Here is a 15,365-nt window from a genome sequence, read left to right on the forward strand (position 1 = left end):
CTANTTTTGTATTCCACGTTCAATTGCACCGTCCAATCCTTCAGAGATTCGTGAATCAGTTCTAGACACAATAAAAAAGTTTTTGCTAGAACGTGCATCAAGAGCAGCACCGAGTTTTTCTAAATATTCTTCTTCAGGTACAACTTGTTTACCTGCCATATGACCACAACGTTTTGGCCATTTTTGATCTTCTAAAAACATACCTGCAGATCCTGCGTTCTCTAATTTTTTCACTAAATTCCATACACTTAACGCATTACCATAACCAGTATCTGCATCTACCAATACCGGAATTGAAGTGGCAGCGCATATGCGCCTAGCGTTAGAAATAGTATCATTGGCATCAATAAATCCATAATCAGGCAATCCAAACAATGAGGCAGATGTTCCAAAACCAGTCTGAAATATTCCCTCAAAACCAGAAATTTGTGCTAGTCGTGCTCCAAGAGAGTCATAAATACCTGGCATCAAAAGAGATTTTTTGGATTTGAGAATACTCTTTATGCTCTTCTTATTCAGATATAACACCTCATAAATGAAAAAATTATTTGAAAATTACACATGATAATTTTGAATAAACATAAGATATTTAATAGTTGATTTATTTTTTTAACTTGTGATTAATGAAAACAAGTGTACATTAACTTATATTCAAAATTTGAAAGAAGATTTAGGTATATTCAGAGTGATACCAAATGATGGAGTTGTTCCAGAGTATAAAGCTGGTCAATTCATAACATTAGGATTACAAATCCAGACTGAAAATAATAAAATAGTACGAAGGGCATATTCTATAGCATCACATCCAGAAAATAAAAATTTTATAGAACTAGTAATCAGATGGGTAAAAAAACCACTACCAGGAAGATTCACAACTCAGTTGTTTAATTCAAGGGAAGGTGATGAATTGACATGGATCAAACCTACAGGGAAAGCTCTTGAGATAAGTAATACATTACCAAATGGGAAAAAAGATGAAAGAAGAATTGTTTGTATTGGTGGTGGAACAGGTATTGCACCATTTGTTAGTTTTGCGCAACATTTGCACGACATTGGAGACAAGAGAGAAATTATTGTATTACATGGTGCAAGTTATGTAGATGAATTGACATACAAGGAACTATTTACAAAATTAGAGACAGATAGTATGAATCGTGGAAAAAATATTTGGAATTTTACATATAAATCTACAATTAGCAGACCTCAAGAATGGTCAAACAAATCATGGTCTGGTCAAACCGGAAGAGTAGAGACATTTCTACGACCTAAAGGTAACAAAGAGTCAGCTTTAGAATCAATAATTGGAGAAAAGATCACAGCAGATAATACAATATTTTACATTTGTGGATGGCAAGGTACCATTGATGGAGCTTTGGATTTTTTAAGACCCAAGGGATTCGTAACTGAACGAGAAAAACGTAAAGACGGTAGTTTTGAGGTAAAATTCGAATCCTACGGATAGAATTATCTCTAAAAATAGTAATATTCACGAATTTATGATTCAATTATGGGGATGTAGGTTAGTTTGGTATGCTGCCAGCCTCGGGTGCTGGAAATCATGGGTTCAACTCCCGTCATCCCCATATAATTAAATTTTTAAAAAGTAATAATCAATGAAAGATATTATGAGATATGGCATATATCTAGCACACATGAACCCACTAACAAAAGCTCATGAAGAGATTATACGGGAGATGAAAAATGACGATAACAGTATAGTAATAATGCCCGTAATATTTTGTAGAAAAAATATAGAAATTAATAGTCGCAGTTTTCCATTTAGTTTTCAGATGCGCAAAGAGATGTTAGAATCAGTATTTGGAGATACAATAAGTGTGTCAGAAAATTATACTTTTAATGCACCATACTTCAAGTATATGCCACCACTTTTATCACCATTTTCATGGAATCTGCGAAGAAGAATTAGACAGGGTATGAATCATAATTATTTTACATACACTGGTGACAAAGTTGAAGGGTATATGCTCAAAGCGTATAATTTACATCCAAAGATAGGTAAGCGTAAAGAAATATCAGCTAGTTCAACAAAAGAAAAAATGTACGCATCAATTTTAGAGAAAAAAAATACAGATTGGGAAAGTGATGTTTCAGACAAGGTTAGAGAAATAATTTTAAAAAATTGGCAGGTATTGGAAAAATTTGCAATACAGGATGATCAAACCACAAGAATCATGGGCATGAAATTTCCAAAGGAAGGATATTGGTATGCATAAATATAACGCTCAAGGGACACAACAGTATTGAAAAATGATATAGTTTGGTTTGATAAAAAATTCATGTCTATAAATAAAGCCACGGTACCAATTACCACTCATGCCATACATTATGGTACCTCTGCATTTGAGGGAATAAGGGCCTACTGGAATGGTGAGAATTTATACATATTCAGATTAGACAATCATATTAAAAGATTCAAAGAGACATTACGATACTATAACCTCAAAACACAGTATTCAGAAAAAATATTAAAAGATGCTATTATTAATTTATGTAAAAAAAATAAAATTAAACACTCATGCTACATCAGACCCGTCTGTTTTGTTGGGAATCACGGAATACAGTTACACATTAGAGGTGCACCTACACATGTATGCATATTCACACTGACGTTTGATGATATTTTTAATAAAAATGGGATAAATATGGGTATATCACAATGGAGAAAATTTTCAAACAAGAGTACGCCTATGCAAGCTAAGATGGGTGGAAATTATTTGAATTCAATTATAGCTACAAATGATGCGAGGAGTAAAAATTTTGACGAGGCATTATTACTAGACATGAAAGGAAATGTTAGTGAAGCCCCTGGCGAGAATATATTTATTCTAAAAAATAATAATTTAATCACACCAAAAATATCATCTGCCCTTGATGGAATTACAAAAAAGACCGTCTTTGAAATTGCAAAAAAGATGAAATTAAATGTAAAACACGATACCATAGCAAAGAGACAATTGTTTACAGCCGATGAAATATTCATAACTGGTACAGCTACTGAGATAGTGCCAATAATCAGTATAGATAAAAGAAAAATATCACATGGTAGAATAGGAATTATGACTCGTAAAATTATGTCACGATATATGGACATCACATCTAATAGAGATAAAAAATATTCAAAATGGTTAACCAAGGTGTACTAGAATGGCTAGAATAATTCAAATTGGAACAGGAGGATGNGGTAAAAATCATACAAGAATATTATCTCAAATGAATTCACTTGTAGCAGTGTGTGATACTGATAATGATAGAATAGCCAAAGTGGAAAAAGAATATTCAGTTAGAGGGTATAATTCCATTAATGATATAATAGAGAAAGAAGAATTTGATGCAGCATTTGTATGCACTCCTACAAAAACACATGCAGACATTACAGCCACACTACTGAAAGCTAAAAAACATGTATTTGTAGAAAAACCTCTAACGTATAATTCTAAAGATGGACAGATATTATTAGAGTTGGCACAAAAGAATAATGTATTATTGACATGTGGATATATAGAGAGATTTAATCCTGCTGTAGGTACAATTAAGGATTTAATTAAATCTAAAAAATATGGAGAACCCATAATGTTAGAATTTCACAGAGAGAGCAAGATGCCACCACACATAAAGGATGTTGGCATAATTTATGATACTTCAGTTCACGATATTGATACGGCAACGTGGCTTTTTGATAGTATGCCAAATATGGTATTTGCACGAGCCGGTAAATTAGAGTATGACCAAGAGGTATACACAAATATCATACTAGGATTTGAGAACAACAAAACTGCTATAATTACATCAAATTGGATTACTCCAGTAAAGGTAAGAACATTCAGCGCTGTATTCAAAGATATTGTAACTGTATCGGATTTTCTGACACAAGAAATACAAATTAAAAAAAATGATTCAACAGAGATACCACAAAGAGAAAAGGCAGAGCCATTACTTTTAGAGATTCAAAATTTTATAGAGGCAGTTGATGGTAAAAGTGAACTGATTGTAAAACCACAACAGGCAGTAAATATAACACATATCGCCGAAGCTGCTCTACTGTCAAGTCAAAAAGGAATACCGATTTATTTGGAGTTGACATGAAAAAAACTCTGCTAGATATTCTTGCATGTCCCATGGATAAATATTCGCCACTAGAGATGTATGAGATTGAAATGAATGGAGATGGCATAGTAGAAGGTGTATTACATTGTAACAAGTGTTGTAGATTTTACCCAATCATACAAGGTATACCAATATTATTACCTGATGAATTGAGAGATAAAAAACAGGAATTAGAATTTCTTGAGAAAAATAAAAATAAACTACCTACAAAGATTTCCAAATCAGGTCATCCATGGCACTTATAGTTTAAAAGATACAGACATGAATACAATCTATGAATAATGAAGAGTCTAGCATATGTTGGTTTTGTAAAAAAAACAGACATGATGAATGTATGAGTATGATACCAACAAATGCAAATTCTACAGGTCCACACGACTGTACGTTTGATACAAAGTTGTTAAAATGTACATGTTTACATAAATAGAATTATTTTTTAAATTCAACATTTGGGCTGTCTTGCATACCTTCAATTGAAATTAAACCACCTTCACGTAATTGATTGATTAGTTGTAAAACCTCTTTTTCAACTTGGCCACGTTCACGATTTGTCTCTTTTGCAAATAATTCAACTAGTTCAGTGATTTTTCTCTTGCCATTACAGAATTTCCAAAAATTCACAAGTGCGTCATTTACCATGAACCCTTGATCATGTTCATTAGCTAATACCAAGGAGCCATCTTCTTGTTGCACCAATTTTCCTACTCCTTGTGGCATTGCAGTTTCATAGTTTATCGGTGCAGGTGTTGATGTTCCAGAACCCATAGTTTTCAGCATGGCTTTTCCTTCCTCAGACATTTTATCCATTGACCAAGGCGGATCCCAAACTATATCCACCTTTACATTATTTACACCATCTACTTTTTTTGCATAACGTGTTACATCTTGTACCAAAGTTTCATGTAGAGGACAACCTTGAGTTGTCATAGTCATAGTAATGGATACATCATTATTATCAGATACATCAATTCCATAGATAAGACCCATATCTACAATACTCATAGGAACTTCAGGATCCATGCACTGTTTTAGTGAATCTCGAATTGCATCTTTACTAACCATATCTAAAATCAACATAAAATCAATAAAAACGTTTTATTATTCATTAAATAATTTTGGAATAGTCTGTTCAAATGGTGAAGTAGTTATACCATTTTCAGTGATTATTCCAGTAATTAGTTCTGGAGGAGTCATATCAAATGCAGGATTTATCACACCTATTCCATCAGGAGCTGTTTGTTTACCTCCAATATGGGTAACTTCAGATTTTGAGCGCTGCTCAATGACTATATCTTCAAACGTATTGTCTAAATCAAATGAAGATAGAGGAGCTGCAGCGTAAAATGGTATGTCATGCTGTTTGGCAATTATAGCAACTTGATATGTGCCAATTTTATTAAATATATGACCTGTACGTAATACACGATCTGCACCGACGACTACTTTGTTTACTAGTTTATTTGCCATGACATAACCGACGGCAGTGTCTGGAATTAGATTTACATCAATTCCATCATGATGTAATTCAAAAGCAGTAAGTCTTGAACCTTGCTGAACAGGACGAGTTTCAGTTGCAATTACTTTGATATTTTTTCCAGATTCATTTGCAGAACGGATTACCCCAAGAGCAGTACCATATCCCACAGTTGCCAAAGCTCCTGCATTACAATGAGTCATGATAGTATCATTATTACTAATGAGTGTAGAACCATGTTTCCCCATTGATTTATTTATCATAATATCATCAGATGCCATCTGTTTGGATGCCTCGATTACATCATGAATAATATCAGAAACAGTTTGTGCTTTCTTTGCAACTTGAATTATTTTATCTAAACCCCAACCAAGATTTACAGCGGTTGGTCGTGTTTCAAATAAAATTTTTCTTGCAACCTCTAGATTACTCAACATATCGTCTTTTGTTGTAGCATTACTACTCAATGCCGCAAGAGCAAGTCCAAATGCTCCAGACACACCAATGGCAGGCGCTCCTCTGACAACAAGATTACGTATGGCATCGGCCACTTGATTGTAATTAGAATATTCCACAAGAATTAATTCAGTCGGAAGTTTGGTTTGATCAATCATGATTACTTTGTTATCTTTCCAATCTACTGTTCTCACTAGTGCATTATTTTCAGCCAATGAGAAATGAATCAATTAACGAATATTTAAAATATCTAGTAGAGCATTAGATTATATTTTATGCAGCCAACTTGTAAATCGGTCATCACGGCCACATACTACATCCATGTAAGATTTTTGCAATAATTTGGTCAATTTACCAATTTTTCCATTTCCAATGATTACTTTGTCCACTCTAGTTACAGACTTTACTTCTGCTGCAGTTCCAGTCATGAATATTTCATCAGCTGAATATAGATTATCACGTTCAATATTTGTCTCAATTACAAATCCATCGTTCTCTTCAATTAGTTGTATTACACTATCTCTAGTTATACCCTCAAGAGCTCCAGAATTTAATGGTGGTGTACCAATTACTCCATCTTTAATTATAAAAATATTCTCTGCGTTACCCTCTACAACTTTTCCATAACGATTTAACATAATTGCTTCATCGTATCCTTCATTTAATGCCTCTACACGTGCAAGTGCAGCATTTCCATAATTTGATGATGCTTTTGCATGCATAGGCTGAAATGCAGAGTCGATACGTAACCAACTAGAGGTTTTACATCTAGCCCCCTTTACTCTACCTGCACTTGACTCTCCCATCTTCCATGGCCAACAAGTGATGGATACATCTACACTGTTAGATAATGGTGTAAGACCCATATGACCATAACCATAATATGCTAATGGACGTATGTAGCACTCTTTAAATTTGGTAGAGCGCACAGTAGACAATATTCCATTAGTGATTCGTTTTTTTGTAAAACGTATCTTCATAGAATATAATTTTGCAGATGTGAAGAACCTATCTACATGTTCGGGCATTCGAAATATTGCCGGACCGTGTTTAGTATTATAGCATCGAAGTCCTTCAAATACGGCAGTAGAATAGTGTAAAGCATGAGTCAATACATGAACTTTGGCATCCTTGAAAGGAACTAGTTTACCATTCATCCATATTTTACCAATTTCTTTCATAATGATATCACACAATAATGCTAATTTAAATAAATCTAGTTTAGAATAATGATTCATTATAGGACTAAGGTACAGAGGTAGATTTGCCGAATACCTTACAAGGAGATATTATTTCGTTCCTTGTGTACTACTCGTATTGCTTTCTCTATATCATCATCAGTATCATTAAAAATTATTATTATACGAGATGTCTCTTCTTANGCATCCATGTTTAGAATATTCAGTCCAGCATTGCCAATTTGTGTAGTGATTCGAGATACAATCTGTTTTATTTTAGACATATCATCACCCACAAGTGTAAGCACAGCTCTATTAAATGTCAAGGATACAGATGAGTCAAAGTTGATAAAATAGTCTTTGTGTAATTTTACATAATCTGCATCCAAGAATAAAATTCTTGCAAATGTATCTACATCATTAGTAAATGGTGAAAGTATAATAAATTCACTATATTGTTTCTCTTGAGTTAATGATTGTATCAATTTGTAAGACAAATCATGACTTATGCGTAAGATTACACAATTATGTTTGGCAGCAATGACTTTTAATGGGTTATCAGCAGGAATTGATTTTTGTTGTATATGGGTAATACGTGTTGGATTATTCATGTCAGTAATTGTAATTGGTAATGAAGACTTGGAGGTTAGAATTTCTTTGATTGCTATTGGATTTAAGATTTTCATTCCAAACATGGATGCAATTCGTGCCTCATTATACGACATGTTGGAGATTATACTTAGATTATCACTTACTATGTGTGGATCCGTAGACAGTACAGGATTATCTTTTTCAAAATTCAATCGTGTATCAAATTTGTCTTCAAGCATGAGTGCAAGAATGGTTGCTGTTCGATCAGAGCCTCCTCTCTCAAAGGTTGTAATGGTACCATCAAGAGACTTGCCAATGAATCCACCCATGGTCAAGACATCATGAGTAATCAAATGATTCTGCAGAATGCTAGCCTGTTTGAATGACTCGGTGCGGAGTAAATTCGTATATTCAGTATTATAATCTGTAATGATTGGCCAATCTTCAAGCGATATTGCAGTAGACGATACATTATTTGCACACAAGATCTCATTCATTAGATTCCCAATTAGTAATTCACCTGAATATGCAAGTGCTTGAGATTTGAGTTTACCATGAAATTCTTGTTTTGTTTTGATTTGTGAAAATGTATCTTGTGTTTTTGCCATGTATGATTTTAGTATATCATCACATGCATCATGACGACTATTAGAATATGATAAAATTTTTTCATATATTGACCAAATTGGATTTAGATCAAAGTTAGTACCTGTAGCAGTATCATTCCCCATATCTAAAATTACGTCTGTGATGGATTTCTTTGTACCATTATGTATCATCAGAGGTGCAGAGAAGACAGAGATTACTTTCGAAGTAGAAGTGAAATTTTGTATACGATTGACAATTTTTGGTATAAATTTCCCCTCTATTCCCAAAGTACTCCCACCAAATTTTGCTACTATTAATGATTCCATATTTTATTACGATACAATTCAATTAAAAATGATTGTGTGTTATTCAACTCAAGGTTTAAATGGATTTTGACAAAAAATTGTTTGGGCTCATAGTCCAGATCGGTTATGACGTCGCCCTTACACGGCGAAGATCCGGGGTTCAAATCCCCGTGGGCCCATTAGATTCATAGAGTTAATGACATCACAATAGATGTTGAATTATCTAAATGGGTTTTATAGTATTAAACTACACACTAAAATAAACATGTATCAAGGTTCAAAATCTTCATTGGTTGTAAAATTGTAAATAGCGAATTCTCGTTCTTTTTTATTATATTAAACCTGATTCATACATGAAATTTATGATGAGATTATTTACTAATTTTCTCTTTTAACATAACTATCTGTAGAATATAATAACTCGTAATTAATGAATTTAAAAATTCAAATTTTTACATTATAGAACATTTTGCAAATAGTTTTTAATCATGTATGATATAAGAAATTGTTCACTAGTTTAACATTTCACGGAGGCATACATGAAATTGGAGGAAATAAATTCCTAGTAGAAGACAAGGGAACAAGAATTTTCCTAGATTTTGGTATGCAGATGGGTAAAGTGAATCAATATTTCGCAGAATTTACTCAACCAAGAATATTATCAGGTATGGGAGATTTGTTTGAGTTTGATTTATTACCAAAAATCAAAGGAATCTATAGAAAAGATTATTCAAAACATATGGAATACGGCAATCATGATCAAGAGACAAGTATTGATGGAGTATTATTAACACATGCTCATGTAGATTATTGTGCGTATATTCATCACCTAAGACCAGATATTCCAATTTACTGTACAGAAGCTAGTAAATCAATCATGCAAGGATTTCAAGATATGGGGGGTGGTGAGCAATATATCACATACAAGGAGAATTTCAAAATTTATGATAATACAAAGGGGGGAAAGAGTAGAGCGAATAATGATAAAAATAGAGAGGAGATTAAAAGAGACATTCGTATAATATCTGATTCCAAAAAATTTAAGATTGATTCCATAGAGGTTGAGCCCGTAGCAATTGATCATTCATTACCAGGAGTTTGTGGATTTATTATTCATACGTCATCTGGAACCATTGGATATACTGCAGATATAAGATTTCATGGTAGACGACCACAGGAGAGCCAAAATTTTGTAGACAAGTGTGGAAAAAATGATATAGATTATTTGTTGTGTGAGGGTACTCGAATAAACAACACTAAACCATCAATTACAGAATTCAAAGTAGAGACAGATGTACAAGAGATGATTAGTGATGCAGAACAACTTGTGATATGCACATATCCAATAAGAGATTTGGATAGATTTTTGTCATTTTATAATGCTGTCAAGAGTACAGATTGCCAAATGGTCATAAATACAAAACAGGCATATCTGTTAAAGTTGTTCAAGGAATCTTCAACAAATAGTAATCTTTTCCCATCGCCTACTGATTCTAACATCAAAGTATACGTTTCAAGAAAAAAATGGGGATTATTAACAAAGGATGCAGACTATTGGACAGAGGAAGTTCAATTAGCAGATTATAATAATTGGGAGAGATTATTTTTAGATTATCCAAATTACATAGATTACAAAGAAGTATCTGAGAATCAAAAAAAATATGTCTTTTATTGTTCTGATTTTGAGTTGAAAGAGTTGATTGACATTAAGCCAAAAGAGCACTCGAGGTATATTCGTTCATCAACAGAACCATTTAATGAGGAAATGGCATTGGATCATGAAAGAGTCAAGAGATGGTTGGTTCATTTTAAACTATTAACAAAAGGTAAAGATTGGAAAACAGAACATGTATCTGGACACGGCACTGCCGATCAGATAAAAAAAATAATTGATGGGGCCAATTCTAAAAAAATAATTCCCATACATACAGAAAATGAATCTATGTTTGATTCATTACATAATAATGTACAAAAAGTAAAAATACATGAAACTATACAGATGTAATTTAAATATTGATTAAATAGAATTTGATGTTTTCGTATCTTGTGGGAGTTTTGCACAATTACATTTTTCAGCAGAATTAGACTTGGTGGTACAAGTATTCATCTTTCTAGAAATCCAGTATATTGAAAACAATAGAGCTCCAATGCTGATAAATTTAAACTCCAATCCCTGTAATGGTAAAGCAAGTAGTCCACCAACTGTTCCAAATACAACTGCAATTGGAGTCATACATGCAGGGCAACCGGGTGTATAAACTGCAAATATACCACTTAGAAAGGAACTACCAGTTCGTTTCATTCCTGCATTTGATTTAAGACGAAATATGGCTGCGCTCACATTAATTCCAGCTAGAATGGCGACCAAGCAAGATAAAACAAGCGATGTAATTATGTAAATCGGCATACTACCAAATACTAGATCAAGGTGTTGATTCAGTAAAGATAGTGACAAAAAGTAGTGTAAGAGTCCAAATCCCACACTGGAGATAGCAGCAATCATAGCATAACGAGGTTGAATTAGTAAGGTTTTGATAAATGATAGAGTATTCATCATACAAATGATACCAGACATCTATATTAGTTTATTATTATCTAGAGTTTTAGTTTTTCATTCTCTATGAATATTTTATGCCATATGATAAATGACAGTATATTAAACAACTTGTAACTATAAAATTTCTCACCAGATGCGTGTCTTTGCATTATATTATTCACTACAGTAGGATCAAAATATCCATTTTGTTTTATATTTTTCTCACATAATAAATTAGATGCAATTTCATTAATACCTTTTTTGAAAAATGTGTTTATTGGCATTTTAAATGGGTTTTTCTTGCGTTTTGCAGCAGGTGTTTTTCTCTCCATAATTTTTCGAAGGGCATATTTTTCAGTGGTACCATGAATTTTCAGATTTGTTGGTAAACTAGTGGCAGCATTTATCATATTCATATCTAGGAATGGCACACGACCTTCTAATCCATGAGCCATAGTCATCTTGTCGGTAGTATGCAACAAGTCATCAACTAGAAAGGTCTTGGTATCAGAATATAACAAGAGATTCAAACCACTAGCCTTACTAGATACACGCTGAGATATGATATCTACACTATTGATATCAGGTGTAGATAAACAGAGTTTAGATTTCTCATCTTCATTAATAATCTCTTGTACCTTGAGTGATGCTACAAGTGGAGATTTTGATGTCAAACCATGAACAATAGCTTTGTTTGCTCGCTCCTTGCCAGGTAAGTGTCCAACTATTTTGGCAACATTTCGAAGTGGGGATGGAATGAATTGAACTTTTTGATTTACCATTCCTATTTTGTGTGTAATGTAACCGCCCAACAATTCATCGCCGCCTGTACCATTTAGCACAACTTTGACATGTTTTGTGGCCTCTTCAGATAGTCTATACATTGCCAGCGATGTTACATCACCTACCGGCTCATCATTATAATATGTCATATCTGGAAGTAGTGTATAATCTTCCTCGTCAAGAAATATTTCATGATGATCCGTATTTAGTAATTCAGATGTTTGTTTGGCCTCCACAGATTCTCCATCTTGTGGAAAACCAATTGTAAAACTTTTGATGTCATAATTTAATTCATTCATGGTAATGGCAATAGAAGTAGAGTCAATACCTCCAGAAAGGAATAATCCTAGTGGAACATCAGATATTAATTGACCCTTTACTGATTTGACAAGCGCTTGTTCTAGATCATTTATTGTTCCAGAATCAGAAAAAGACATATCCCACCACTGTTTTATGTCCATACCGTTTTGGTCCAAGGTGATATAATGACCAGGTTCTAGTTTAAAGATATCAGAAAATAGCGTCTCATCAAATAATGTATATCTAAAGCTTAGATAGTTGTGTAATGCAGTTTTACTCACCCTTGGTGTGTATTCATCATATTTGAGTAAAGATTTAATTTCTGATGCGAAAAAAAGATATTTGATTTCTTGTTGTAATAATAGNTATAATGGTTTGATTCCAACGTGATCTCTATATAAAAATAATTTCTTCTTCTTGGTATCCCAAATTGCTATAGAAAACATACCATTGAGTTTTTTTACAAATTCTTCACCATACTCTTCATACGCATGCACAAGAACCTCAGTGTCTACATTTGTGTAGAATCGATGTCCAAGGCTCTCCAATTCCTGCTTTCGCTCTAGAAAATTATACAACTCTCCATTGTAGACAGTCCATACATCCTCAGTCTCGTTATGAATTGGTTGCTTACCACCTTGGATGTCGATTATACTAAGGCGTCTATTTCCCAAACCAATGACACCATCAGTATAATAGCCCTTATCGTCTGGTCCTCTGTGTGATATTACATCACACATACCTTTGAGTAGACCTGAATCATCAAGTCCTAGAAAACCAGTTATTCCACACATTATATAATCATCTCAAAATGTGAGAGCAGAGTCAGCTCCATCAAAATTTACAACAGTGCCAGACAAATATTTGATTTCATCTTTAACTATATTTTTTACAAAATTTCCAATCTCTTCAGGTTTGCCCATCCTACCCATTGGAAGTGTCTTTTCATATTCAAATATATCTGAAAGTAGTTCTCTAGTTCTATCAGTATCAATAAGACCAGGGGCTATATTGATACAGTTGATATTTCTCTTTGCATAAACTTTACTTAAAATCTGAAATACACTAGTAAAGGCAAGTCTGTATGTACTCGATAGTATCAATTTGGGATTGGGCTCTTTAATCACACTAGATGAAATTAAAAAAATGTAACCATTATCATTAATTTTAATATTTTTTAAAATCATACAAAATCCTAAAAATAGTTGATTATGATATTTGTTCCATTCTTGGATGGTAACGTCTGCAAATTCTTTAGTGGGGGTNCCACCTGTATTTAATATTAAAATATCTATACTAGGATGCTCTTTGGTAAATTTTTCAACACTGGATAGATCAGATGTATCTATATCTTTTCTAGATGTGGCAATTACATTACAACCAATTTCACGCAGTCCAACAGCTATTGCTTTGCCAATTCCTTTAGAACCACCCATTACAATAGCGTTCGTCATGATGATTGTTGTTAGGACTAGAATTAAATCTCTTTTGTCTCAGTTACGATTCCCAATACAGAATCCATCTTTACAACTACTCTGGTATCATTACATCCCAAAGCGACATACCAGTCACCAGCGTCAGAGTCATATTTTGCTTCTAGAAATTTTATACTCGATATATCAAATTTATACTGTTTTGCAAATTGCGCAGTTGCCAAAGATATTGCATCTTTCTCTTTCTCTAACCGTCGTTTCATCAATCCAATTCCAGGGTTCATGGTAAAACAGGCTAGAATTAGTTATTTATATTTAATGAGTATACCATCTTATCAAATCAGAAACACGTTATTTCATATGTTTAGAAAGAAAATCAATCACAGTTGGGATGTGATATACATGTGCGGAATCATGAACATGATAATAAAAATTATTTTTCGCATCATGTAGAGCATAAACATCATTCAAAAAACTACCTGTGTATCCAGTTTGTGCTTCCCATCCAAGTAATCCTTGTTCTTTTTGTCCAAAGGAAACATACATTGGTTTGGGAGCTATTGTTGCTATAATATCAGTATTGTCACAACATAAGAGTGGACCATCAGCAGTAGCTTCGACAGATGTAGGAAAATTTACGGAACTTCCTGTACCGCTTGCTATTACTGCTGCGCTGATTATATCATTATTAATAATAGTTTGATAAACTGCCAAACCTGCTCCTAAAGACAATCCAGAAACAGACTATCTTGTCAATATATTCACGTGAATCAATGTATGCCAAAACCTGTGTTAAATCATTGTTGTGAAATGTGTCTATAGATTTACCATATAATGAAATGGCATTTCTGAGTGCAAGACCTTCACAGGTTATTAGAGCGTCAAATACGGGTTTAAAATCACATGCAGAACCGACATCTATTACACGCTCCCCATAACCTCGTAATTCCATCGTATAAACTACATAACCTTCCTTGACTAGATGTTGTCCAATATTATCATGATAATAGTATCCAGAGATCGGCGATGGCTCACCCAACACATCACGAGCTCCTTGATTTCCAGAGCCAGGAATAACAAATATGGCATTATGTATCTTATTATTATCATCTGGGATTATTTCATAAAATATGATGATGTCAGGATTCAAAGAAGGCATTATGTACTTGTTTAGTGTATAACCAGTACGGTTTTTACTATCTATTAAAGTAGCAACAGATGACACTTCATGTGTAGTTGGATACGAACTATATTGATCCAATATAGACCCATTTTTCCATATGTAAAAGTCATCTAAGGTTTTCACATGTTTTGAATATGCATGTTGCAATATATCAACATCAGCATAATAATATTCTGGAATATCTACAGCACGAGCAGGATAGAAATCTTGAGTTGTATCAAATACTCGACTAAAAATATATGTTGGAGATTTATCAAATTCTTGTAATATCACGAGGGCTAAAATCACAGTTATAGAGAAAATGGCAAAGATGATCCAAAAACCTTTCTTGTAATTTATTTTTTGTGAATGTGTAGACATGTACTATATTACAAAAAATGATTATAAGAATATTCCTAAAAAAAAAAGGTTCT

At 33.3% G+C, this 15,365-nt stretch carries 18 protein-coding genes and 2 tRNA genes; 9 read left to right on the plus strand and 11 right to left on the minus strand.

The annotated features are described in order from the left end of the window. Positions 1–528: an isocitrate lyase/PEP mutase family protein gene (locus R1F52_01990; GenBank protein ID WOV93420.1), complete on the minus strand. Its 528-nt coding sequence runs from the start codon at positions 526–528 to the stop codon at positions 1–3. 88 nt (positions 529–616) lie between these two features. Here R1F52_01990 and R1F52_01995 point away from each other — a divergent pair, with 88 nt between their 5' ends. From R1F52_01995 to R1F52_02025, 7 genes are all read left to right on the plus strand, one after another. Further along, complete coding sequence (locus tag R1F52_01995; protein WOV93421.1) at positions 617–1,462, plus strand: FAD-binding oxidoreductase; 846 nt, start codon at positions 617–619, stop codon at positions 1,460–1,462. A 47-nt stretch (positions 1,463–1,509) separates the two neighbouring features. Further along, positions 1,510–1,583 (plus strand) — tRNA-Pro (locus R1F52_02000). A 42-nt stretch (positions 1,584–1,625) separates the two neighbouring features. After that, positions 1,626–2,234, plus strand: coding sequence for a hypothetical protein (locus R1F52_02005; protein ID WOV93422.1), 609 nt, complete (start codon positions 1,626–1,628; stop codon positions 2,232–2,234). A gap of 27 nt (positions 2,235–2,261) precedes the next feature. Next, complete coding sequence (locus R1F52_02010; protein ID WOV93423.1) at positions 2,262–3,164, plus strand: branched-chain amino acid transaminase; 903 nt, start codon at positions 2,262–2,264, stop codon at positions 3,162–3,164. 1 nt (position 3,165) lies between these two features. Further along, positions 3,166–4,104 carry a Gfo/Idh/MocA family oxidoreductase gene (locus R1F52_02015; protein ID WOV93424.1) on the plus strand — a complete coding sequence of 313 codons (939 nt, stop codon included), beginning with the start codon at positions 3,166–3,168 and terminating at the stop codon, positions 4,102–4,104. Continuing rightward, positions 4,101–4,370 (plus strand): Trm112 family protein, encoded by a 270-nt coding sequence (locus R1F52_02020; GenBank protein ID WOV93425.1) that lies wholly within the window; start codon positions 4,101–4,103, stop codon positions 4,368–4,370. The genes R1F52_02015 and R1F52_02020 overlap by 4 nt, the downstream gene beginning before the upstream one ends. Before the next feature lie 29 nt (positions 4,371–4,399). Continuing rightward, on the plus strand, positions 4,400–4,552 hold the full coding sequence (locus tag R1F52_02025; protein ID WOV93426.1) for a hypothetical protein: 153 nt from the start codon (positions 4,400–4,402) through the stop codon (positions 4,550–4,552). 2 nt (positions 4,553–4,554) lie between these two features. Here the strand turns inward: R1F52_02025 and R1F52_02030 are convergent, their stop codons facing one another. The 4 genes from R1F52_02030 to R1F52_02045 form a co-directional block, all read right to left on the minus strand. Next, positions 4,555–5,187: a PqqD family peptide modification chaperone gene (locus R1F52_02030; protein WOV93427.1), complete on the minus strand. Its 633-nt coding sequence runs from the start codon at positions 5,185–5,187 to the stop codon at positions 4,555–4,557. 36 nt (positions 5,188–5,223) lie between these two features. Continuing rightward, entirely contained in the window at positions 5,224–6,270 is a 1,047-nt protein-coding gene (gene mtnA / locus R1F52_02035; GenBank protein WOV93428.1) for an S-methyl-5-thioribose-1-phosphate isomerase, read from the minus strand. A 51-nt stretch (positions 6,271–6,321) separates the two neighbouring features. Further along, a complete protein-coding gene (locus tag R1F52_02040) occupies positions 6,322–7,236 on the minus strand; it encodes a branched-chain amino acid transaminase (protein ID WOV93429.1) in 915 nt (304 codons plus the stop codon). A 197-nt stretch (positions 7,237–7,433) separates the two neighbouring features. Continuing rightward, the gene (locus R1F52_02045) at positions 7,434–8,738 is read right to left on the minus strand and encodes an aspartate kinase (GenBank protein WOV93430.1); all 1,305 of its coding nucleotides are present in this window, start codon (positions 8,736–8,738) and stop codon (positions 7,434–7,436) included. A gap of 83 nt (positions 8,739–8,821) precedes the next feature. Between R1F52_02045 and R1F52_02050 the strand changes: the two genes are divergently transcribed. Then, positions 8,822–8,896: transfer RNA gene (locus R1F52_02050), tRNA-Val, on the plus strand. Positions 8,897–9,222: 326 nt separating this feature from the next. Then, positions 9,223–10,722 carry an MBL fold metallo-hydrolase gene (locus R1F52_02055; protein ID WOV93431.1) on the plus strand — a complete coding sequence of 500 codons (1,500 nt, stop codon included), beginning with the start codon at positions 9,223–9,225 and terminating at the stop codon, positions 10,720–10,722. 12 nt (positions 10,723–10,734) lie between these two features. On the opposite strand, the gene R1F52_02060 is transcribed toward R1F52_02055, so the two are convergent. From R1F52_02060 to R1F52_02085, 6 genes are all read right to left on the minus strand, one after another. After that, positions 10,735–11,274 carry a hypothetical protein gene (locus R1F52_02060; GenBank protein ID WOV93432.1) on the minus strand — a complete coding sequence of 180 codons (540 nt, stop codon included), beginning with the start codon at positions 11,272–11,274 and terminating at the stop codon, positions 10,735–10,737. Between the two features lie 38 nt (positions 11,275–11,312). Further along, a complete protein-coding gene (gene asnB, locus R1F52_02065) occupies positions 11,313–13,130 on the minus strand; it encodes an asparagine synthase (glutamine-hydrolyzing) (GenBank protein ID WOV93433.1) in 1,818 nt (605 codons plus the stop codon). A gap of 12 nt (positions 13,131–13,142) precedes the next feature. Then, complete coding sequence (locus R1F52_02070; GenBank protein WOV93434.1) at positions 13,143–13,790, minus strand: SDR family oxidoreductase; 648 nt, start codon at positions 13,788–13,790, stop codon at positions 13,143–13,145. 23 nt (positions 13,791–13,813) lie between these two features. After that, positions 13,814–14,053, minus strand: a complete 240-nt coding sequence (locus tag R1F52_02075; protein ID WOV93435.1) for a hypothetical protein — start codon at positions 14,051–14,053, stop codon at positions 13,814–13,816. Positions 14,054–14,120: 67 nt separating this feature from the next. Next, positions 14,121–14,483, minus strand: a complete 363-nt coding sequence (locus R1F52_02080) for a hypothetical protein (GenBank protein ID WOV93436.1) — start codon at positions 14,481–14,483, stop codon at positions 14,121–14,123. Then, a complete protein-coding gene (locus tag R1F52_02085) occupies positions 14,458–15,225 on the minus strand; it encodes an alpha/beta hydrolase family protein (protein ID WOV93437.1) in 768 nt (255 codons plus the stop codon). The genes R1F52_02080 and R1F52_02085 overlap by 26 nt, the downstream gene beginning before the upstream one ends. Between the last annotated feature and the right edge of the window lie 140 nt (positions 15,226–15,365).

This window comes from Nitrosopumilaceae archaeon AB1(1) (assembly GCA_033471095.1).
GTDB lineage: Archaea > Thermoproteota > Nitrososphaeria > Nitrososphaerales > Nitrosopumilaceae > Nitrosoabyssus > Nitrosoabyssus spongiisocia.